Consider the following 20,791-nt stretch of genomic DNA (forward strand, 5'->3'; position numbering starts at 1 on the left):
TGGTTCAATGCTCCGACTTCGCTATCAGAAAAGTCTTACGGCGTTCTTGACCTCAAGCTAACGCGAGGTCTGATACTCGGGCCTTTCTTCCCCCGTGCGAGTTGCTGTATATCGCCGGCCAAGATACCGCTACCGCGCTTGGCGCTGGACGGGATGTTCATGGAAATCGAGGCCGTGGCGGCAACGGACTGATCAGCGCCTCAGGCTAGAAGAAACTGCGCTGCGCCTTGAACGTGACCACACTCTCGCAATACGCATTGATACCGGCATAGGCATCGCAACCGGAACCGCTGAGGTTGGAGTTGCTGTAGATCAAATTGAGGTCGATGCCCAGCCAAGGCCGCGACAGCTCCAGCGACCAGTCGGAAAACGCGCTGACCTGGCTGCCATCGCCAATCGTGAACGGCGTGCCCAAACGATGATGGGCCAGCTTGACGGTAAAGTCGGCGTCGAGCAGGGGCAGTTGACCGAGGTCGGCGAACAGGGTGCTGGTGCGGTTGTCGGGGTTGTCACGCAACGCGCCACCAAAACGGCTGCCGTATACCGAGATGCCCCCGTAGACGGCGTAGCTGTCAGGGCCTGAGAGGTTGGGTTGGCTGTAGTGGATCAACCCCACTTCATAGCCCAGGGTGCTGTCGAAGTGGTGCTGGTAGCCCATGTAGCTGTCCAGGCGCAGGGTGGAGTCGGGCGACAGGCCCATGCTCGGGGCGTATTGCCCCAAGTACCAGCCGTTGAGGTGGCTGAGGTCGAGGCCGCCATGAAAGGCCCCCACGGCGCTCGGCGAAATAAGCCCCTGGGCCATGCTGCGCGTCGGCGTAGTGCCAAGTTTGAAGTCGAAATCGCCCAATTGGCGCTGTATCTGCTGGGCCTGCAACGCGGCGCTGAACAGCAGCGCTGCGCTCAGCAACAGAATGGGCCTGGTCATGGTCACCGTCCTGGAAGGCTTGCTGTAGAGCGCCCAAGGATACCCGTGTTGGCCAAGGGTGCAAACCGTTCGGCGCGCCACCCAGGCGGCAGGGCTAGCGCTGATCGTGCGTTTACGCCCGAGCGTCGCACATTCTCTTCTAGAATTGCCTGAACACTTTCCACTCCAAGGCCCAGGCCATGCGCAGACTGTGGCGGAAATACCTCGACCTGCTGGATGCGGACCTGAGCACCAAGGTTTTTGACAATTTCAAGAACCTGTTGGTCTGCGGCCTGCTGTTTGCCGCCGGTACGGATGCCCTGCACAACAGCGACCCCGTGTTCCTCGGGCTGTGGGTACCGAGCGTGACCGGCTGGGGGTTGATCATCGTGTCGGCATTGCTGCTGCTGTTGAATGTCAGCGATACGCTGCATCGCTTGGCCAAGCTGCCGTATCACACGGCGCTGCAGGTTGCGCTGTGTTTGCTGTACCTGGTTCTGGCGTCGCGGGTGGTGGAAATCATCTGGAATTTTCGCGCGCACTGAACGTGGCCGGGCCTAGCCTTGGCTGGAGGAGGAGCGTTCGGCAACCTCTGTCACCACTTGATCGCTGCCAGCGCGCTGGATGACCAACCGCCGTTGTTCGTATTCGTCCAGGGAAAGGCCCTGGCGTTGCAACGCTTCGAGTTGCAACTGCCGGGTTTCCTCGGCGGTGTAGGCGCGCAGTTCAGGGTGGCTGGCGCAGCCGCTCAACACGGTCATGGCGGTGGCAATCAGGGCAGTGAGCAACAGGCGGGCCGAGGTTTTCATCGAGCAGCTCCAGAGTTTGGGGGGCGCAGGGATCGAAGCGATGGAGCAAGGTTATTGGGCATCCTCGATCAGTAGAAATTGCCTTGCTCGATAGTGACTATCGACAGCACCTTCTGGCGGGCAATACGGCTGAGCTTTGCTACCGTTAACCCACGCGGTTCGACCACATAGGGATAAGTCATGCGCATGCCATTGTTCGGGGTCTTGTCGGCGGTGCTGTGCCTGCAAGGCGTACCGGGGCTGGTCAAGGCCGAGGATGCTGCGGCGCCGCAAACCGCCGCAGTCGCCGCCAAGGAGGCGGTGTTCACCCAGGAGCAACTGGACCAGATGCTGGCGCCCCTTGCCCTTTACCCGGATGCGCTGCTGGCGCAGGTACTGATGGCGGCGACCTACCCCGGGCAAGTGGCCGAGGCGGTGGCCTGGTCCAAGGCCAACCCTAAGGCCACTGGCGACGCTGCGGTCAAGCAAGTGGCCAACCAGGCCTGGGACCCGAGTGTGCAGGCGCTGGTCGCCTTTCCGCAGGTGCTGGCAACCCTCGGCCAGGACCCGGTCTGGGTCCAGCGTCTGGGCGATGCCTTCCTCGCGCAACCCGACGATGTCATGAATGGCGTGCAGCGCCTGCGTCACCAGGCCCAGGCTGCCGGTAACCTGCAGAGCAACCAGTACCAGCAGGTGACTGTGCAGGCGGCACCGGCGCCCAAGGCCAGTGCTCCGGCCAGCAGCGCGCCGACCACCATCATCATCGAGCCCGCCGAACCGCAGGTGGTGTACGTGCCCAGCTACAACCCGACCACCGCCTACGGCACCTGGGCCTACCCGGCCTCACCGCCGGTGTATTACCCGCCGCCGCCGATGTATTACGCAGGCTCCGCACTGGTGGCGGGGCTGGCGTTCGGTACCGGCGTTGCGATTGTCAGTTCGCTGTGGGGCAATTGCGACTGGGGCCACAACGACATCGATATCGACGTCAATCGCTACAACAACATCAACGTCAACAACCGCATCAGCAACAACCAGAACAAGTGGCAGCACAATGCGGTAAATCGCGAAGGCGTGCCATACCGCGATGCACGCAGCCGTCAGCAATATGGCCGGCAACTGGACGGCGCCGCGCAGCGCACCGCCTTCCGGGGTGACGATGCCCAGCGTGCCCAGGCACGGGACAAGGCGCGCGCCTCGATGGACAGGGCAGGCATCGAACGGCCTGCCACCAGCAACCGCGAGGCGCGCGACCGGGTGCGCGAGGCGCAGGCGAACACCCCACGGCCTGCCGAGCGCCGAGCGCAGGCGGGCAGTAGCCGTGACAACCTGCAGGCCAGGCAGCAGGTGGCGCAAGCGCGGCCGGCCAACAGCGCTGGCCGTGCCCGCAATAACGCCTTCGATGGCGTGCGCTCGCCATCGAGCACCCGTGCGCAGGCCGACCGAGGTCGCATCAGCCAGTCGTTTGCCCAGCGGCCGCACACTGCGCGAGCCGCCGGACATCAGATTTCCAGGCCCAGTGCGCCCATGCGCCGTGGTGGAGGGGGCCGTCGATGAACCGTCGATCAGGGTGGGTTGCCTGTGCCCGTTGCTGGTTGTTGGTCGCAGGGATGGCGGGCTCGTGCCTGGTGACGGCGCAGGAGGCCTTCCCGACGCCCGAAAAGGCCGCCGAAGCCTTTGTTGCAGCGCTGGGCAAGGAGCACGCCGACGAGACACGCCTGGCACAGTTGTTGGGGGATGACTGGCGAACCTATATCCCCAGCGGCGGCGTACAGCGCAGCGACGTGGATGCGTTCTTGCAGCAGTACCGCGAAGCGCACCGCGTTGAAAGGCCCCATGAGCACCAGGCCATCCTGGCAGTGGGGCACGAACGATGGACACTGCCCATTCCCATCATCCAAGGCAGCCGCGGTTGGCGTTTCGACCTCAAGGCCGGCAGCGCCGAAATCCGCGCCAGGCGCATCGGCCGCAACGAGCTGGCGGCGTTGCAGTCGGTGCTGGCCTACCACGACGCGCAGCTCGATTACGCCTCGCAGGACCGCAATGGCAACGGTGCGCTCGAGTATGCACAGAAGATCCTCAGTACGCCCGGCAAGCACGACGGCCTGTACTGGGAAGATGCCGGCGATGGCCAGGTCAGCCCATTGGGGCCACTGTTCGGCCGGGATGTGGTCGGTGATGACTGGTACGGCTACCGTTTCCGCATCCTCGCTGCACAAGGCCCGTCAGCGCCCGGGGGCGCCTACAGCTACCTGATCGGCAACCAGATGAGCCGTGGTTTCGCCCTGGTTGCCTGGCCTGCCAAATATGACGACAGCGGGGTGATGAGTTTCATGATCAGCCACGACGGGCAGGTCTTCGAAAAGGACCTGGGGCCAGAAGGAGAGAAGCTCGCCAAGGCCATGAAGCGCTTCGACCCCGACGACAGCTGGAAGCTGGTCGATACCCCTGTTGGCGGCTGAAGCCGGCGCATCCTTGCGCCGCTGCATTCAGTGCGTGCGCACCGCGCGCACCTCGCGTGCGGTACAGCCATAGCGTTGGCGAAAGGCGCGGGTGAACTGGGCCTGGTCGGTGAAGCCCCAGCGAAACGCCAGCTCGCCGATCGCCTGGTGGCATTGCGGGTCGCGCAGTTGCTGATGCACCGCCTCCAGGCGCTGTTGGCGCACCCATTCGCCGAGGGTGTAGGGCGTGATCGAGAATAGCTTGTGCAGGTAGCGCAGTGACAGGCCGCAGGCATTGGCGATGGCTTGCGGTGACAGGTCGGGGTCGCCGAGGTTTTGCAGTACATAACGCTCGACCCGGGTCAGGTGCAGCGTGCTGAGGTTGGAGCCTTCGCTGCCCAGCACGCGCTCATCCTGTTGCAGGGCCAGCAGCAGAGTCGCACTTGCTTGCTCCAGCAGCAGGTGGCGTGCCGCTGTGGGGCTGGCGTCGAAGTGGCGCGCGCAGAGGTCCAGCTGCTCGACGAAGATGCGCCCCAAACCTTGGCTGGCGTCGAAGCAGTGGCGGGTGTAGCGCCTGTGCCCGAGCAGGTTCGCCTTCAGCGCACGCTCCGGCAGCTTCAGTACCCACAGGTCATTGTCCGCGCGGTAGTGGAAGCGGTAAGGGGCGTCGCCGCGCTCGACGATAAAACCGCCAGGGCGGCAGCTCAGTTGGTGGCCATCCTGCTCGAAATGCACCTCGCTGCGGCTAGGGACGGTAACCAGGTAGAACGCGTCAGAGTCCTGGCCGATGTGCGCCTTGTTGCGTGAATAGCCGAGCTGGCTGGAGCGCAGGCGTGACAGGCTGAGCGGGGTGGTGGGCGTGCTCCAGCGCTGCAAGTGGCCGTCGAATGGCTGTTCGGCGGCAAATTCCAGGCTCAACGGGAAGTACGTATCACTGATCGCTTCGGCCCAGCGTGCCTGGCGTTCGGGCTGCGCCCAGCCGTGGGTCGAGAGTTCTGTGGGCATGGTGGGTCCTTTTTCAAAGAGGGCAGCATTGAAAAAAGGAACTGCAGGCAAGCTACTCAAGCAGCTCTTGTTATTGTGCAAAAAAGCCCGGCTGCGCAAAGCGGCCGGGCAGGTATCACGCCCATGATCGGCGCGTGCCGACCTTCAGATCAAGCGCCGCGTGTCACCCGGTAGGTGGCAGACGGCTCCAGGCAGGCTTGCCAGCCTGGCGGCACGACGATGTTGGTGGTGTCCTCCTCGATCACACAGGGTCCCTGCACGGTCTGCCCAGGCAGCAGGCGGTTACCGTTGAACACCGGCGTGCGTTGCCACTCACTGTCGGCACTGAACAGCATCGGGCGCTCGCTGTCCGGGGCTGCCGCCGGTGGCTGGGCCGGCCCTTGCAGCGTTGGCTGTGGCGGGCGGGGCAGGTGACCGATGACCGAGCACTCCAGGTTGACCAGCTCTACCGGGCTCTCTGGCTCGCTGTACGAATAGAGCGTCTGGTGGCGCACGTGGAAAGCCTCGATCAGCGCTGCCAGCCCGTTGCTGTCCAGGGCGTGGCGTTCCAGCTGCACGCTGCATTCGTGGATCTGCCCTCGGTAGCGCATTTCCAGGGTGTAGTGGCAACTGCTGGCCTGGTCGCCGAAACCGTCTTCGCGCAGGTTCGCCAGGCCTTGCTGGCGCAGCTCGGCGAGGGCATGGTTGAGCTGCGCCAGGTCAGCGTGCTGCGCGTCCAGGCGCATCGACAGGCTGGTCAGCTGGTCATAACGCACATCCGAGAGGATCTGGCCGAAGGCGCACAGCCCTGAGGCCACCTTGGGGATCAGCACGGTGTGCATGCCGATTTCTTCGGCCAGGCGCACCACGTGCATGCCCGCCGCGCCGCCCGCCCCGATCAGGGCGAAGTCGCGAGGGTCGTGGCCGCGTTCGATGGACACCCGGCGGATACCGTTGACCATGTTCAGGTTGACCAGGGTGGTAATGCCAAACGCGGCGCGTTCCACGCTGATGCCCAGCGGCTCGGCGACCTTGATGCGGATGGCGTCCAGCGCCGCCTGGCGGTTCAGGCGAATGCTGCCACCGAGCAATGCGCCGTCGGGCAGGTAACCCAGGGCCAGGTTGGCATCGGTGACGGTGGGTTCAGTGCCGCCTTTGCCATAGCACACCGGGCCGGGCGTGGCGCCAGCGCTGCGTGGGCCGACCTGGAGCATGCCGAATTCGTCGAGGTGGGCGATGGAGCCACCGCCGGCGCCCAGGGTTTCCACCTGGATCATCGGCACGCCGATACGCTGGCGTAGAAAGTCCACGTCCTTGCTGAAGTTGGTGCGCCCGACGTTGGTCAGGGTAATGTCGAACGAGGTGCCCCCCATGTCCACCGTGATGACGTTGTCGATGCCGAACGGGCGCGCTACCGCGAGCCCGGCCTGGGGCGCCGAGGCAGGTCCCGAGTTGATCGCGTTGACCGCACGCTCACGCATTAGGTGGCCGGGTGCCAGGCCGCCGTTGGACTGGAAGTAGCGTACCGGTTGCTGCGCGCCCAGTTCCTCGAACAGGCTGTCGATGCGTGCCACGTAACGCGCCATCACCGGGCTCAGGTAGGCGTTGACCACGGTGGTGGAGGTACGGGTGTATTCGCGGATTTGCGGGAACACTTCAACGCCTGTGCAGACGAACACCCCGGGCAGCGCCGCCCGTACCAGCTCGGCGGCGCGCTGCTCATGGCTGGGGTTGCGCACCGACCAGAGGAAGGAGATGGCCACCGCTTGCACGCCTTCGGCACGCAAGTAATCGATGGCCTCGTGTACCGCGCGTTCGTCCAGCGGGGTGTGTTCGCGGCCATCACCGAGGATCCGGCCGCCGATGGGACGGCGCAGGTGACGCGGGGCAAGCATGTGCGCCGGCGGGTAGTGGGCGTCATAGCGGTGGCCCTCTTCCTTGTGGCCGAGGCGGATCTCCAGGCTGTCTTCGTGGCCCTCGGTGCACAGCAGGCCGACCTTGACCCCGGTGCGCTCGATCAGGGCGTTGAGGGCGACCGTGGTGCCGTTGATGCACAGGTCGCAGTTGGCGATGATCTCGGCCGGCGTGCGGCCGGTGGCGTCGGCGATCTGCGCCAGGCCGGCGCGAATGGCCAGGGTGCCATCCTGCGGCGTGGATGGGGCTTTGAACAGCTGCACGCCACCGTCGCGGTCGGCCAGGATGAAGTCGGTAAAGGTGCCGCCGGCGTCGATGCCCAGGCGATATTGATTGCGCATGATGGGTCTCCGGTCAGTGCAGGTCGCGGGCAAGGCGGGTGGCGGTTTCGTCGAGCTGGCCGTCGGCATCGACGATCACTGCGTAGTCCAGGGCTGCGCCCTGTGGCGACACCAGGCCGTTGCGCAGGTCTTGCAGCACGGCAGCTACCGGGCGTCGCAACGGGTCGCCGTAGCCACCACCGCCAGGGTTGATGTTGATGATCCGCTCGCCGGGCTGCAGGGTGAGCATGGGGTTCTGGGTGTAGTGGTCTTGCGTGCCATCAGCGTGCTGGTGGATCAACCGGCCGAGCTTGGGTGCGAGCAGGCCATTGCGTGCTCCGGCTGCGCCGGCCGTGGGCAGTTGGCGGCCTTCGCCGAAGCCGACCACGGTCATCGCGTGTTGCAGCGGTTCGATCTCCAGGCGGGTGCCGGAACCGCCGCGAAACTCACCGGCACCGCCACTGTCGGCCATCAGGCTGTAGCGGTGGATAAGCACCGGGTAGGCGTGCTCGAGCAACTCGATGTCGCCGCTCATCAGCGCGCCAAAGCAGCACAACGGCCCGCATGCGTGCCAGCCATCCATGACTTTGTTGGCGCCGGCGCCGGCAATGATCGAGGCCAGTACCATGGTGACGTACTCGCTGTTGCCATGGCGCGGGTCGTGGCCGGCAATGTTGATGCCGCTGGTATGGCCCCACGAGGCGGTGACCCGCTGCGGCGAGGCTTGCTCCAGCGCCGTGCGCACGGCATCGGCCAGGGTTTCCATCGGGGTGGTGGTGCAGTTGACGTGCGGTGCCGGCTCCTGGGCGTTGCACAGGGTGCCCTTGGCGCCGACATCGACCGTGACGCAGCGATACAGGCCCTCGTTGTAGGGCGGTGCGACCTGGGCGAACATCATCAGCCCAAGGTACACGCCGGAAACCGAGTTGCCCTCGTAGGAGTTGATGAAGTAAGGCACCTGCGGTGGGCTTTCGATACGCACGTGGGCTTGGTCGCCACGGATCTCGACATGGGCGGTGATGGCCAGCTCGCCCAGGCCGTGGCCGGAGTCTTCGAGCACGGCGGTGCCGCTGTACTGGCCGTCCGGCACGTCGCGCAGCAGGGCGCGCATGTGGCGGTCGGCCATGTTCTTCAGCTCGGCGATGCAGGCGCGTACTTGCTCGACGCCGTACTTGTCGAGCAAGTCGAGCAAGTGCCGTTCACCGACTTTGCAGGCCCCGTACTGGGCATTGAGGTCGCCTTCCTGGTACGGGCGGGCGCGCATGTTGGTGAGCATGAAGTTGATCACGTCTTCCCGGCGCTTGCCCTTTTCCCACAGTTTGACGGGCGGGATGCGCAGGCCCTCGGCGTAGATCTCTTTGGCGTCCGGGTTGTAGCCAGCGGGTACCGGCCCACCGATGTCGGTCAGGTGGCCCTTGCACACGGTCCAGAACACCAGCTCGCCCTGGTAGTACACCGGCTTGTACATGCAGCAGTCGAGGATGTGGCTGCCCTTGTACGCCGGGTCGTTGTGGTAGATCACGTCACCTTCGGCGATGTCGTCACCGAAGAATTCGGCCACGCACTTCATCGCGGGGATCAGCGAACCCAGATGGATGGGGATGTCCTGGCCTTGCAGGATCATTTCGGGGAGGTGGTCGAACAGCGAGTTCGAGTAGTCGTGGGCCAGGTTGAACACACTGGAGCGGCCAGTCTTTTCCAGGGTCAAGGTCATTTCCCGCTGCGCTGTCTCCAGCGCACCCCGGACAACCGCAAGGGTGATCGGATCTACTGTTTTCATGGGTCACCAACGTTTCTTGTTGTGCTTTGGGTGCGTGCCGCAGAGCTCGGCGCGTGGTGACAGGCTACGGGGGGAGGGGGGCGGCTGACTTGTCGGTGGGTGTACTGCTTGTTGCGCGTGGGTGCACGGGGTCGGGCAATTATTCCGCTGGGGTTCTGTGGCGGCGGCCTATCGGCCCAGCAACTGCTGTACCAGCCACTGCCCGGCCGGGCCGAGGGCGCGGCGGCGTGACCAGGCGATATCCATGTCGACCCGCCGCGGGTAACCGGCCACCTGCAATTGCACCAGGCCGCTGCCAAAGCGTGTGACCAGCGCTTTGGGCAGTTCTGCCCAGCCAAAACCACGGTCGGCGAACTCCAGCAAGGTCAGGTAATCCGGTGCTGACCAGGCTTGGCCGCGGTCGTGATGCAAGCTGGGGGCGTACGTCTTGATGTACAGCTGGCGCACGCTCTCCAGCTGCTGGCGCTGCACCGTGCGCAGTGCCGCCAGCGGGTGGTCGGCGCTGACATACACGCAAAACTCCGCCTGTTCAGGCAGGCGCGCCACGGCGACGTCGGCAGGGTAGTGGGGCTGTGCGGCCAGTATGCCGATCTGGGCCATGTCCAGTTGCACCAGCTCGATCACATCAGCGTCTTCAGACGGGCCGCAGCGCAGTTCGGTGTGCGGGTAGCGGTCGGCGAAGCCGGCCATGACCGCACTTTGGAACGTGACGCTGTAGCTGTCCGACATCACCACCGAGACCAGCGCTTCAACATGCTCGCCCAACCTCAGCGCCAGGGCGTCGAGCCCGGCGCTGGCATCGAGGATCGCTTCGACGTGCGGCAACACCTGTCGGCCTGCGGCATTGAGCGTGGGGTGGCGGCCTCCTCGGTCGAACAGAGTGCAGCCGATATCGGCCTCGAAATTGGCAATGGCGATGCTGACGGTGGACTGGCTTTTCTTGAGTTTGCGCGCCGCCGCAGAAAACGAGCCGAGCGAGGCAGCTTCGACAAAGGCAAGCAGGGCTTCCGGTGAGTAGCGCATAGGTATTGATAAAATCGATGGGTGCTATGTCGCGAGTATCTGTTCTATCAAAGAAAATAGAAAGCACGTCTTAAGCAATCGATGGAATTAGTAATGAAAAAGGTCTCTTTCACCGAGCGTATGGTCCATGCGGTGGGTTATGAAGTGTTCGCCGTGCTGCTGTGCGCACCGCTGTTGTCCTGGGTGCTGGGTAAGTCTTTGGCCACCGCGGGCACACTGGCGGTCACCTTGTCGGTAATCGCCATGGTGTGGAACATGGTCTACAACGCAGTGGTCGACCGCTTTGTGCAGACCGAGCGGGTTCACTGGAAAGCCCGGGCGCGCGTGGTGCATGGCCTGGGCTTCGAGGCGGGGTTGGTGGTGTGGTGCCTGCCTGTGGCGGCCTGGATGCTGGATATTTCGCTGCTGCAGGCGTTCATGGTCGAGCTGGGCTTCTTTGTGATCATCCTGCCCTACACCGTGGTGTACAACTGGGTGTTCGACAAGCTCCGGCACCATGTGGCCCAGCGCCAGACAGCGGCCTGAAGCCGCGACCAGCTCACGCAGCGTTGATCCAGATGGTCTTCAACTCCGTGTACTGGTCATGGGCCCAGATGGACTTGTCACGCCCACCAAAGCCGGACTCTTTGTAGCCACCGAACGGCGTCGACGCATCGCCCTCGCCAAAGCAGTTCACCGTCACCACCCCCGCGCGGATTTCCCGCGACAGGCGCAAGGCATTGCGCAGGCTGCCGGTGTAGGCCGAAGCGGCCAGGCCGTAGACGGTGTCGTTGGCCAGCTCGATCGCTTCGTCAATGGTCTCGAACAACGTTACGCTCAACACTGGGCCGAAGATTTCCTCGACGAACAACCGGTTATCAGGCGTAACCCCGTCGACGATGGTCGGTTGCACGAACACGCCCTGCTCGGTCTCACCGCCCTGCACCACGTTGAGCTTCTGCTCGGCGGCATATTCCAGGTAAGACTTCACCTTCTCGAAGTGCGATTTGCTGACCATCGCGCCCAGGCGGTTTTCCGGGTCGAGCGGGTCGCCCAGCTTCCAGTCCTTCAAGTGCTTGCCAATCAGGGTCAGCAGTTCGTCCTTGACGTCCTTGTGCACGATCAGGCGCGAAGAGGCCGAGCAATTCTCGCCCATGTTCCAGAACGCACCGGCGGTGACGAACTGGGCCACTTCGTCCAGGTCTTCGCAGTCATTCATGACCACGGCCGGGTTCTTGCCCCCCAGCTCCAGGACAATGCGCTTGAGGTTGGACTCGGCGGCGTATTTCAGGAACAGGCGGCCGGTGTCGGTGGAGCCGGTGAAGCTGACCATCGGGATGTCCATGTGGCGGCCGATGGCTTCGCCCACTTCACGGCCACCGCCAGGCACCAGGTTGAACACACCCGCCGGTACGCCAGCCTGGTGGGCCAGTTCGGCCACGCGCAGGGCGCTGAGGGTGGTTTCCTTGGCCGGCTTGACCACGATCGAGCACCCGGCGGCCAGCGACGGGGCGATCTTCCAGGCCAGCATCAGCAGCGGGAAGTTCCAGGGCAGCACCAGGCCGACCACACCGATGGCTTCACGCACCACCATGGTCACGGCAGCGTTGCCGGTCGGCGCGGTGCTGTCGTAGATCTTGTCGATCAGCTCGGCGTGCCAGCGGATGGTGTGGATGGTTTCCGGCACGTCGACGTTCTGGCATTCACTGACCGGCTTGCCGCTGTCCAACGCTTCCAGTACCGCCAGCTCATGGCTGTGGTCTTCCAGCAACTGGGCGAACTTCAGCAGGATGTGCTTGCGCTCACCCGGTTGCAGCTTGGACCACGAACCGTCTTCGAACACGCGCTTGGCTGCTGCCACGGCAAGGTCGACATCCTGCACGTCGCAAGCGGCGACTTCGGCCAGTTGCTTGCCGGTGGCCGGGTTGCTGGTGACGAAGGTGCGGCCCGAGACAGCATCGCGGAATTCACCGTCGATGAACGCCTGGGTACGCAGTTGCAGGTCGGCGGCGATGGCCGCGTACTGTGCCTTGCTCAGTAATTCAGCCATTTTCAGGCACCTCCGGTGATCTGGGCGATGTTGCGCTTGAGTTCAGTGACCACGCGCTCGAGTGCCTGCTTCTCGGCAGCGTCCAGCTCGGACAGCGGCTTGCGCACGCCACCGGTGCTCAGGCCGTTCAGGGCCACGCCGTACTTGATCGACTGGACGAACTTGCCACCTTCCAGGAAGTCCATCAGCGGCATCATGGCGCTCATGATGCGGCGGCCTTTGTCGAAGTCTTTCTCGACCACGCAGGCCTCGAACAGGGCCACGTGCTCCCGCGGGATGAAGTTGGAGCCGGCGCACACCCAGCTTTGGGCGCCCCAGGCGAAGAACTCCAGGGCCTGGTCGTCCCAGCCGCACGACAGCTGGATGTTCGGGCGCTGGATGGCCAGCCGGTGCAGTTGGGCCATGTCGCCAGAGCTTTCCTTGATGGCGACGATGTTTTTCACATCGGCGACCGCATCGAAGAACGCTTCGCCCATGCTCACGCTCATGCGGCCTGGGTAGTTGTAGAGCATGATCGGCAGGCCGGCGGCAGCGTCGACCGCTTTGACGTGCAGGGCGATTTCCTGCTGGGTCGGCAGCGCGTACGGCGGGGTGCCCACCAGCAGCGCATCGGCTTTGATTTCCTTGGCGTGCTTGGCGAACGCCACCGAGTCTTCGGTGCGGATCGCGCCGGTGCCGATGATCAGCGGCAGGCGGCCGTTGAGCACGTCCTTGGCCTGGGCGGCCAGTTCGATACGCTCTTGCGCGGTGTGGGCGTAGTACTCGCCGGTGGAGCCACCGATGATCACGCCGTGGATTTTCGATTCGACCAGGTAATCGAGCACGTCGGCGAACGCCGCCTTGTCGATCGAACCGTCCGCAGCCAGCGGAGTGATTGCCGGGGTGTAGATGCCTTCGAATTTCATTGATATCGCTCCAGTCACTATCACTGTTAGTCAGCGCTGACCCGGTCAGCGCGGGGTGTTTGGATCAACCTAGAGAGGCTGCCTGCTGAAGGTTGAGCGAACGGGTTTCCGGGGCCAGCATCCAGGACAGCAGCAGCCCTACCAACGTGATGGCTGCAGCCACATACATGGTTTGGCCGATGCCGAGCACGTCGAGTGAAATGGGTACCAGATAGGTTCCGATTGCCGCTCCGATGCGCGAAAACGATGTACCTACGCCAACTGCGAATGCGCGAATCTCAGTCGGGAATATTTCGTTGGGGTACACCAGGGTGAGTACTTGTGCGCCGCCGATGAACAAGGCATAGACAGCAAAGAACAGCAGGATCCAGATACCGGCACTGGCGTGGAAGGCACCCAGGCATAGCAAGGCTAGCCCTGAAAACAGGAAGCTGTAGAGGAGCATGCTTCGGCGGCCGATCCGGTTGATGATCTTTGTGGCGATGATGCAGCCAACCACGAAGAACAAGGTAATCAGTACGGAGCCGATCGAAGCGCTGTCGCCGCTGACATTCATCGCCCCCAGAACCTTCGGCGCGAAGGCGTAAACAGCAAAAAGCGGAATGATGCAGCAGGTCCAGAAAACGATGACGAACAGCATCCTGGCGCCATAGCCGGCGTACAGCAGGTTCCAGATGGTAACTTTGTACTGGCTATCCTGTTCGGGCAGGTTCTTCAGCGAGAAATCATCACCATAGACTTGTTTGATGATGGCCTCGGCCTCTGCGCCCCGGCCTTTGCTCAACAACCAGCGGGGTGATTCTGGCGTGCCCAGCCGTACCAGGAACAAACCAAGGCCAATGATCGCCGAGCTCGCCAGCACCCAGCGCCAGGCATCATCACCACCGAATCTCAAGATCACTTCGCCCACCATGTATGCGCATGCAGCCCCTGCAAACCAGAGGATCGTCAGCATGGCCAGGCGAGGGCCACGGTACTTCCTGGGCATGAACTCGACGAGCAGCGAGGTGGCAACCGGGTACTCGATACCGACGGCAATACCGATCATTAACCTCAGCAGGAAGATAGCCAACGCTGTATCTGCCCAGTACTGGGCAACGGAAGCCACTACGAACAGGATCGGGCCGACGAAGAACAAGCGCTTTCGGCCCAACCGGTCGGTGAGCCAGCCGCCGAGGAAGCCACCGAAGAAGATACCGATCAGCGCCGAAGCGGCGATCATGCCCTGCCAAAAGCTGGTCAGTGCCAAGGATCCTGAAATAGAGGCAAGGGCCACACCAATAATGCTCAGGACGTAGCCATCAACGAACGATCCCCCACCCGAGCGCAGGGTGAGTAGTTTGTGAAAAGTATTGAGCGGAACATCTTCAACTGAAATATGCGGGCTTGTCATTCTTGTACCTGATATTGCTTTTTTGGTTAGGGCAGAGCGAATCCACATAACGTTGCCGTCGTGCGGTCGAGGCCTCCTCAAAAACTCAATGAGCGATGGCAGTTTTATTGTTGTTGGAATGTACAGCTGGCAGTCCGGGTGCGGTCAGCTCTCCTGGCCTGCTCGGTACTGACCCCATTTCAAGTTCAGATTGACCCCCAGTGATACCAGCGCTGGAGGCGGATTGGCACAAGGCCCCGCAGAGCCGAGCACGAAGTCGATTAGCTCCGAGCGCTCGCCCGCCAGCCAGTCAGCCATCAGCTTTCCAGTCGCGGTACCGCGGGTCACACCCAGCCCGTTACATCCCAAGGCCCCGTAGACATTGGGCCGCAGCTCACCAAAATAGCCCTCGTGGTTGCGCGATAAGGCCAGCGCACCACCCCAGGTATATTCGAAGGGGAGGCCGGGAAGCATCGGGAAACGGCGTTCGAAAGAGGTCCTGTGACGGTTGACGAATCGATGCAGGTATCTGGCGTCACTTCGCCCGTTGGGGTGGAAGCTGAAGCTGTTGCGAATAAGAATTCGATTGTCTGGTGTGCGCCTTACCGTGGTACCAAACGGGTCTGCCGGAATCAGCCCCCAGTAGGGTTTTCCGCCAAGGCGTAGCTGTTCTTCTTCAGTCATGGGGCGCGTGAGGCTGGCGTAGGTGAATACCGGTAGCATCCGACCTTTGAGAAAACCGAAACTCATCCCGAACGCGTTGTTGGCCAAGATCAGCTTGTCTGCGGTAATGGACCCGTGCGCATGTTTGAGGACGGTCTTCTCACCGTACTCGATGTCGGTGATTGGGGTGTTCTCATAAAGGGTGACATTGGCGGGAAGCGAGTCGGCCAGCCCTTTGACCAACGCTGACGGCTGGATCAGTGACGTACCGGGGGTGAACAACGCCTTACGGTAAAAACGAGTTCCAATGTGCTCAGGCAACTCATCTGCTTCGATCATCTGGTAGGGTTGCCCCAACTTGTCGAGGCCATTTCGATAGGCGTCGAGTACGGCTATCCCCCGTTTTTCCACCGCCGCCTGGTACTTGCCGCAGTGTTTCATCTGGCAATCGATCTTGAAGCGTTCTACCAACGCCTTGAGGTAAGACTGACCACTGAGATTGAGCTTCAGGGTGGTCTTGGCAGTTGCGATATCGCCTATATAGTCTTCAGCGCCGATGTCATGGGGCAGGTCAATGGCGAAACCTGCGTTGCGTCCGGACGTGCCAAAACCGACTTCCTGTGCCTCGATGAGCACGATCGGCTGGTCTGGAAAATGCGACGCCAGTTGGCGAGCCGCGGCCAATCCGGTGTAACCGGCGCCCACGATTACCCACCGGGCTTGGGTATGCCCTTGATGGCCCGGCTTTACTTGCCGACCCTTGCTCAAGTGGTACCAGCCACAGGTGTTATCGTCAGCAGGCAGGGATGTTATTTTTGTCATGGGTTGAGTCCTGGTTCTCGCTGTATGGACTTGGCGGGATACAGCGGGCGCTACAGTTCATAGCGAAGTTCTTTTGAGGGCGGGTATCCAAATAATCGGCTGTAATTTCTACTGAAGTGGCTGGAAGACACGAAGCCGCAGGCAAGTGCCACATCCATGAGGGAAGACTTCGAATTCTGAATAAGGCGCCTTGCTTCGGTAATTCTAAGTTCCAGGTAATATTTCTGTGGCGTTGTTGAGAGCTGACCTTGAAAGAGCCGTTCCATCTGCCTCCGCGAAAGGCCGACGCAGCGGGAAAGTTGGACAGGGTCCAGAGGGTCCTCCAGGTTTGCCTCCATCAATTTGACGAGTTCGCGAAGGCGGCCAGTCAGCTTTTTAGTGTGGGTGGTTTCTATACTGCGGATTCGCGATTGATCGTAATCAAGTAAATCGATGACGGCGTCTGCAAGGGTACGGCCCGCGCATTTCTCCAACCATTTGATCATCATCTGAAAGGCACCGGCCGGGGTCGCGGCAGTGACGCGGTCCCGATCAAGCACCAGACTGTCCAATGTCACGCTTGCATGCGGTGAGCCTTCGGACAGGGCGAGGCGCTGTTCGGGATGAATGGCACAACGATAACCGTCCAGCAAGCCAGCCCTGCCCAGGTACCAGGCACCATTCCAAAGCCCCCCCAGCGTGATGGGAAGGTTGGCGAGCTTGAGCAGCAACGTATTGATCCAAGCCGGGACTGTCCGGGGTGATCTCAACCCCCCGCAGATGATGATCAGGTCAAGGTCGGCAAGGCGGATATCAGTAAGTGGGGTGTCAGGTCTTATAGGAATAGAAAGGTCACTCATGACCTCCGCGTGATTGTGGCTAAAGGTATGCATGCGGATGGAACCGGGCCGGATGACATTCGCGGTCACCAAAACATCAAGCGCCTGGGTAAAGCATGGCAGCGAAAAGTTATCCAGAAGTAGAAAGCCGACTTTTGATAAGGTCGGAGATGTTCCGCCGGGTCGGGTATATTGCAGATTACGATCTGCGAAGGTTGCACTGAAACCGGTGGATAAACTTTTCATGACGCTACCGCCTAGGCTGGGCCGTGAGCAATTTACGCTCTAGGCGCTTACATTGTTTTTATGTGCACGAAGTCGATGCCTGCAGAGATGCATTGAAATTTATTATTGAGCGCCCTTAACGTCCAGCAACATTTCTGGTCGCCAATGGATAACTCATGGTTATCCATTGGACGGCTTAAAGTTCTAACGGTACTCAATCTCGCAGGAAGCTGTCGTCGAATGGGTAGTGCGTAAGTAGCTCATACCCGGTTTCGGTGACCAGCAACTGGTTCTCAAGCTTGATGCCATCACGCCCCCCCACCTCGCCGATGTAGGCCTCTACGCACAATGCCATGCCGGGCTGCAGCTCCCCTTCGTAACCATAAGATTCGACATCCTCTGGATAGCGAATGCTGGGATACTCGTCACAGAGCCCAACACCATGAAAAAGCACGCCATAGCGCTGAGCACGACACGACTCAGGCAGCCGGTGGGCGCTCGCTGAGAGATCGGTGAAACGCACGCCCGGTTTGACCAACTCAGTGTTATGCATGATGTGCTCGTACGCGATACGGTATAAGCGCTTTTGCTCGGCCGTCGGCTCCCGGCCTCCACAGATCCAACTGCGAGACATGTCCACGCACATGCCATAAACGCCGATCAGGTCAGTATCAAACGACAGCAAGTCGCCATCGCTGAGGACGCGCGGCCCAGACTCCTGAAACCAGGGGTTGGTGCGGGGGCCGGAACTGAGAATGCGCGTTTCTATCCATTCGCCACCCCGGCGGATATTGCCTGCATGCAGCGCTGACCAGATATCATTTTCGGTGAGGCCTGCGCGCATGGTTTGCTGCATTCCAGCCACCGCTGCTTCGCAGGATGCTACCGCGCAACGCATGGCTTTGATTTCATCAGGCCCCTTGATCAGCCGGGCGAATTCGGTCACCTCTTGACCATTGAAAAGCTGTACGCCCAATGCATCCAGTGCGCGAACGCCCGCAACTTCTATTCGGTCCACGGCGAGACGGCGATTGGTGCCGGCGTGCGCGCGCAGCAGCTCATCAACCTGCGCGGCGAATCGACGCGCGTGCTCTTCGGTACGATCACCGGTTTCAAAGTAGAAGAACGATGCGCCGCTGCGCAGCTCCGTGACCAGTGGAAGGTGTGCGCTGAGGTGGTCGCAGCCATGGAAGTCCCATAGCACCACGTGGCCGCTAGCCGCCACGAAGCACGCGCGTGCTGGGTTATGGGTGGTCCATAGTTGCATGTTGGTGGTGTCAGTGGCGTAGCGGATATTAAGGGGATCGAACAGCAACACACCCGCCAGGTCGCGCTCGACCAGTTGTGCTCGAATGCGAGCCAACCGGTACTCCCTCATGGTCGGTAGGTGAGGGGGCTGCAACCCAAGTTGCTCCCACTCGGCAAAGGCCAAGGGTGTCGGACCGATCTCGCTCCGATCGTTGTCATCAACCGAACCATCTGCTTTGAGCGCTGTAGCACGGCGCCTGGCAGGATCGATACGACGCGCATCAGCGGTAATGGAAAAAGGCGATGACATCATGGTCTCCAGGCTATGTGTTTATTGTTCTGATGAATTTCCCTGACGCCGGATCGGGTGGGCGTGCCGCTTGCAGAATCGCGCGGCAGGGCTGGCCGGGACGAGCGGTGAGGGCTGTGAAGCAGGTTCAACCTGCTTCACTTCTGCGGTTTCAGTTACTCGCCTGCGTGGCTGCGGCGCGGGCAGACTGCAGCCATGCATCAAATTGCTGGCGGTGCGCTGCGACCCATTCCTGCGCATGGCGCTGAACATCGGCAGGTTTCTTCTCACCCTGTTGCATCTTGAGGTTCTGCGCACTCTCATCTGCGGTGCTGATCTGCATGAGCGACAGGAATTTCAGCGCTGCAGGGTTCTCTTTGGCGAAGTCCTTGTTGAGCACGGCTTCTACCTTGTCGACCGCGAAGCCAAGGTTTTTGCCTTTATACGTGGTATCGACATTGTTGTTGCCGTCCGGCAGATCCGTTTTCGGCACCTCGAGCCAAACCACATCCTTGTCCTCAACCAGCACGGTGGCTATCCATTGCGGCACCCAGGTGAAGTAGAGGATGGGCTTTCCTTCCTTATAGCGCGTGATGGTGTCTGCCATCAGGGCGAAGTAGGAGCCTTGGTTGACGTGTACGGTCTTGCTCAGGCCATAGGCTTTGATCTGATGATCAATGATCAGCTCGCAGCCCCAGCCCGGGTTGCAGCCGGTCAGGTCTGCCTTGCCATCGCCATCGGTGTCGAACAGCTTGGCGATCTCCGGGTTTTTCAAGTCTGTGATGTACTTGATGTTATGGGCATCGGCGGTTTTTTTGTCGATCAGGTAGCCCTGAAGCACCCCAGGCATGATTTCGCCTGTTTTCACCATCACGTCGTCGCCACCGGCCTGCTGGTAGAACTTGCCGTGCAACGTGTCCCACAGGTGCACGGTGAAGTCTGCGTCACCGTTGGCCAGCGCCATCATCATCACGCCGTACTCGGTTTCCTTGGGCTCCTCGACCTTGTAACCGAGCGCCCTCAAGCCAGCCATGGCTACCTCGCCGCGAAAACGTTCCTCTGCGATAGGTGGGAAGATCGGTGTGACCTTGACGCCCTCACCGGGTTGGTCTGCTGACGCGTTTGCGCACAATGCTGCCAGTGAAAGTGACACGGCGCCCGCGCCTTGCAGGAGGGCGCGCAGAAGTTTGAATTCAGACATCGTCGCTTACCTTGTTTTGGTCATTGTTTTGAATGCAGGCCTGTTGGGCGGTCAGGCTGAGTGCGGCTGCCTTGCGGGTCTGCCCGCACCATACAGGCGGGTGATCAGGCCCACCGGGCCGGTGTGATACCAGCGCAGGCTAGGGTCGGCAGCGGTACGCGCACCCATGGCTTGGGTTAGCCGGTCAAGGAAAATTGCCAGCAACACCAAGCCGACACCGCCAACCGTGGCGAGCCCCATGTCCAGGCGGCCAATGCCGCGCAGTACCATCTGCCCAAGGCCGCCGACCGAAATCATCGAGGCGATGACGACCATCGACAGCGACAGCATCAGCGTCTGATTGAGCCCTGCCATGATGTTCGAGGTCGCAAGGGGGAGCTGCACCCGGGTCAACATCTGCCGTGGTGTGCAACCGAAAGCGCGGGCAGCTTCGATCTTGTCTTCCGGCACTTGTCGGATACCCAGGTTGGTCAGGCGTACCAGCGGCGGCAGAGCAAACACGATGGTGACCAGTACACCGGGCACGTTGCCAATACCGAACAGCATGACCACGGGTACCAGGTACACGAACGCGGGAAGTGTTTGCATGGCATCGAGTAGTGGCCGTGTCACTTGCTCCAGGCGGTTGCTGCGAGCACACAGGATCCCTAACGGAATGCCGATAAGCGCGCAGAAAAATACCGAGGTCAGTACCAGGGCCAGGGTGGTCATCGAAGCAGACCAGACACCGATCAACCCGAGCAAGGTCAGCGTGATGAAACACAACAGTGCCATGCGCTTGCCCGCCAGCTGCCAGCCCAGCAGCGACGACAACAGGATGCCGATACTGGGCGGAATGCTTTGCAGAATGAACTCGATGCCGTTCAACACCTGATCGATCGGCCAGCGGATACCACGGAAGACATCGCGGAAGTGATGCACCAGGAAATTGAGTGTATGGGTGACCCAATCGCCAAGCGGGATAGCAACCGACTGAAAAGGGTCTAGGAAACTGAACTCGGACATCTGCACACTCCTCGTGAATCGTTGCCACAGACAGCGGTAGTCCGGCTGTGGGTATTTGAC

Annotated in this window: 18 protein-coding genes; 4 read left to right on the top strand and 14 right to left on the bottom strand. The window is 61.6% G+C overall.

Features of this window, described 5'->3' with window-relative positions:
* Positions 1–205 precede the first annotated feature (205 nt).
* Positions 206–925: a TorF family putative porin gene (locus PC358_RS03270; protein WP_033697501.1), complete on the bottom strand. Its 720-nt coding sequence runs from the start codon at positions 923–925 to the stop codon at positions 206–208.
* A gap of 179 nt (positions 926–1,104) precedes the next feature.
* Here PC358_RS03270 and PC358_RS03275 point away from each other — a divergent pair, with 179 nt between their 5' ends.
* Positions 1,105–1,449, top strand: a complete 345-nt coding sequence (locus tag PC358_RS03275; RefSeq protein WP_033697502.1) for a hypothetical protein — start codon at positions 1,105–1,107, stop codon at positions 1,447–1,449.
* Between the two features lie 12 nt (positions 1,450–1,461).
* On the opposite strand, the gene PC358_RS03280 is transcribed toward PC358_RS03275, so the two are convergent.
* Positions 1,462–1,713 carry a hypothetical protein gene (locus tag PC358_RS03280; protein ID WP_033697503.1) on the bottom strand — a complete coding sequence of 84 codons (252 nt, stop codon included), beginning with the start codon at positions 1,711–1,713 and terminating at the stop codon, positions 1,462–1,464.
* A gap of 180 nt (positions 1,714–1,893) precedes the next feature.
* Between PC358_RS03280 and PC358_RS03285 the strand changes: the two genes are divergently transcribed.
* A complete protein-coding gene (locus PC358_RS03285) occupies positions 1,894–3,249 on the top strand; it encodes a DUF3300 domain-containing protein (protein ID WP_033697504.1) in 1,356 nt (451 codons plus the stop codon).
* On the top strand, positions 3,246–4,154 hold the full coding sequence (locus tag PC358_RS03290; protein WP_050506043.1) for a DUF2950 domain-containing protein: 909 nt from the start codon (positions 3,246–3,248) through the stop codon (positions 4,152–4,154). Before PC358_RS03285 ends, PC358_RS03290 begins: the two co-directional genes overlap by 4 nt.
* A 27-nt stretch (positions 4,155–4,181) precedes the next feature.
* On the opposite strand, the gene PC358_RS03295 is transcribed toward PC358_RS03290, so the two are convergent.
* The 4 genes from PC358_RS03295 to PC358_RS03310 form a co-directional block, all read right to left on the bottom strand.
* Positions 4,182–5,138: an AraC-like ligand-binding domain-containing protein gene (locus PC358_RS03295; protein WP_033697505.1), complete on the bottom strand. Its 957-nt coding sequence runs from the start codon at positions 5,136–5,138 to the stop codon at positions 4,182–4,184.
* A gap of 149 nt (positions 5,139–5,287) precedes the next feature.
* The gene (gene capA, locus PC358_RS03300) at positions 5,288–7,372 is read right to left on the bottom strand and encodes a caprolactamase subunit alpha (RefSeq protein WP_033697506.1); all 2,085 of its coding nucleotides are present in this window, start codon (positions 7,370–7,372) and stop codon (positions 5,288–5,290) included.
* A gap of 13 nt (positions 7,373–7,385) precedes the next feature.
* On the bottom strand, positions 7,386–9,131 hold the full coding sequence (capB, locus tag PC358_RS03305; RefSeq protein ID WP_033697507.1) for a caprolactamase subunit beta: 1,746 nt from the start codon (positions 9,129–9,131) through the stop codon (positions 7,386–7,388).
* A gap of 168 nt (positions 9,132–9,299) precedes the next feature.
* Complete coding sequence (locus PC358_RS03310) at positions 9,300–10,154, bottom strand: LysR family transcriptional regulator (RefSeq protein ID WP_033697508.1); 855 nt, start codon at positions 10,152–10,154, stop codon at positions 9,300–9,302.
* A 93-nt stretch (positions 10,155–10,247) separates the two neighbouring features.
* Here PC358_RS03310 and PC358_RS03315 point away from each other — a divergent pair, with 93 nt between their 5' ends.
* Complete coding sequence (locus tag PC358_RS03315; protein ID WP_033697509.1) at positions 10,248–10,679, top strand: multidrug/biocide efflux PACE transporter; 432 nt, start codon at positions 10,248–10,250, stop codon at positions 10,677–10,679.
* A 13-nt stretch (positions 10,680–10,692) separates the two neighbouring features.
* Here the strand turns inward: PC358_RS03315 and PC358_RS03320 are convergent, their stop codons facing one another.
* From PC358_RS03320 to proW, 8 genes are all read right to left on the bottom strand, one after another.
* Positions 10,693–12,183 carry an aldehyde dehydrogenase gene (locus tag PC358_RS03320; protein ID WP_033697510.1) on the bottom strand — a complete coding sequence of 497 codons (1,491 nt, stop codon included), beginning with the start codon at positions 12,181–12,183 and terminating at the stop codon, positions 10,693–10,695.
* 2 nt (positions 12,184–12,185) lie between these two features.
* Positions 12,186–13,088: a dihydrodipicolinate synthase family protein gene (locus PC358_RS03325; protein ID WP_033697511.1), complete on the bottom strand. Its 903-nt coding sequence runs from the start codon at positions 13,086–13,088 to the stop codon at positions 12,186–12,188.
* A gap of 64 nt (positions 13,089–13,152) precedes the next feature.
* On the bottom strand, positions 13,153–14,481 hold the full coding sequence (locus tag PC358_RS03330) for an MFS transporter (RefSeq protein ID WP_033697512.1): 1,329 nt from the start codon (positions 14,479–14,481) through the stop codon (positions 13,153–13,155).
* A 144-nt stretch (positions 14,482–14,625) separates the two neighbouring features.
* Entirely contained in the window at positions 14,626–15,945 is a 1,320-nt protein-coding gene (locus PC358_RS03335; protein ID WP_033697513.1) for an NAD(P)/FAD-dependent oxidoreductase, read from the bottom strand.
* Positions 15,946–15,995: 50 nt separating this feature from the next.
* Positions 15,996–17,009: a GlxA family transcriptional regulator gene (locus PC358_RS03340; RefSeq protein ID WP_033697514.1), complete on the bottom strand. Its 1,014-nt coding sequence runs from the start codon at positions 17,007–17,009 to the stop codon at positions 15,996–15,998.
* Between the two features lie 193 nt (positions 17,010–17,202).
* The gene (dddP, locus tag PC358_RS03345; protein WP_033697515.1) at positions 17,203–18,546 is read right to left on the bottom strand and encodes a dimethylsulfonioproprionate lyase DddP; all 1,344 of its coding nucleotides are present in this window, start codon (positions 18,544–18,546) and stop codon (positions 17,203–17,205) included.
* Between the two features lie 151 nt (positions 18,547–18,697).
* Complete coding sequence (gene proX / locus PC358_RS03350; RefSeq protein WP_033697516.1) at positions 18,698–19,726, bottom strand: glycine betaine/L-proline ABC transporter substrate-binding protein ProX; 1,029 nt, start codon at positions 19,724–19,726, stop codon at positions 18,698–18,700.
* Positions 19,727–19,777: 51 nt separating this feature from the next.
* Positions 19,778–20,761, bottom strand: a complete 984-nt coding sequence (gene proW, locus PC358_RS03355; protein WP_276325164.1) for a glycine betaine/L-proline ABC transporter permease ProW — start codon at positions 20,759–20,761, stop codon at positions 19,778–19,780.
* Between the last annotated feature and the right edge of the window lie 30 nt (positions 20,762–20,791).

Source organism: Pseudomonas capeferrum, from assembly GCF_000731675.1.
In the GTDB taxonomy this organism is placed as follows: domain Bacteria; phylum Pseudomonadota; class Gammaproteobacteria; order Pseudomonadales; family Pseudomonadaceae; genus Aquipseudomonas; species Aquipseudomonas capeferrum.

What these genes read in the sequence shown, in the direction of transcription:
- capA (WP_033697506.1), bottom strand. Translation starts at nt 7,372, where the DNA reads ATGCGCAATCAATATCGCCTGGGCATCGACGCCGGCGGCACCTTTACC.
- capB (WP_033697507.1), bottom strand. Translation starts at nt 9,131, where the DNA reads ATGAAAACAGTAGATCCGATCACCCTTGCGGTTGTCCGGGGTGCGCTG.
- PC358_RS03325 (WP_033697511.1), bottom strand. Translation starts at nt 13,088, where the DNA reads ATGAAATTCGAAGGCATCTACACCCCGGCAATCACTCCGCTGGCTGCG.
- PC358_RS03295 (WP_033697505.1), bottom strand. Translation starts at nt 5,138, where the DNA reads ATGCCCACAGAACTCTCGACCCACGGCTGGGCGCAGCCCGAACGCCAG.
- PC358_RS03310 (WP_033697508.1), bottom strand. Translation starts at nt 10,154, where the DNA reads ATGCGCTACTCACCGGAAGCCCTGCTTGCCTTTGTCGAAGCTGCCTCG.
- PC358_RS03315 (WP_033697509.1), top strand. Translation starts at nt 10,248, where the DNA reads ATGAAAAAGGTCTCTTTCACCGAGCGTATGGTCCATGCGGTGGGTTAT.
- PC358_RS03320 (WP_033697510.1), bottom strand. Translation starts at nt 12,183, where the DNA reads ATGGCTGAATTACTGAGCAAGGCACAGTACGCGGCCATCGCCGCCGAC.
- PC358_RS03335 (WP_033697513.1), bottom strand. Translation starts at nt 15,945, where the DNA reads ATGACAAAAATAACATCCCTGCCTGCTGACGATAACACCTGTGGCTGG.
- PC358_RS03285 (WP_033697504.1), top strand. Translation starts at nt 1,894, where the DNA reads ATGCGCATGCCATTGTTCGGGGTCTTGTCGGCGGTGCTGTGCCTGCAA.
- PC358_RS03275 (WP_033697502.1), top strand. Translation starts at nt 1,105, where the DNA reads ATGCGCAGACTGTGGCGGAAATACCTCGACCTGCTGGATGCGGACCTG.
- PC358_RS03270 (WP_033697501.1), bottom strand. Translation starts at nt 925, where the DNA reads ATGACCAGGCCCATTCTGTTGCTGAGCGCAGCGCTGCTGTTCAGCGCC.
- PC358_RS03340 (WP_033697514.1), bottom strand. Translation starts at nt 17,009, where the DNA reads ATGAAAAGTTTATCCACCGGTTTCAGTGCAACCTTCGCAGATCGTAAT.
- PC358_RS03290 (WP_050506043.1), top strand. Translation starts at nt 3,246, where the DNA reads ATGAACCGTCGATCAGGGTGGGTTGCCTGTGCCCGTTGCTGGTTGTTG.
- proX (WP_033697516.1), bottom strand. Translation starts at nt 19,726, where the DNA reads ATGTCTGAATTCAAACTTCTGCGCGCCCTCCTGCAAGGCGCGGGCGCC.
- PC358_RS03330 (WP_033697512.1), bottom strand. Translation starts at nt 14,481, where the DNA reads ATGACAAGCCCGCATATTTCAGTTGAAGATGTTCCGCTCAATACTTTT.
- PC358_RS03280 (WP_033697503.1), bottom strand. Translation starts at nt 1,713, where the DNA reads ATGAAAACCTCGGCCCGCCTGTTGCTCACTGCCCTGATTGCCACCGCC.
- dddP (WP_033697515.1), bottom strand. Translation starts at nt 18,546, where the DNA reads ATGTCATCGCCTTTTTCCATTACCGCTGATGCGCGTCGTATCGATCCT.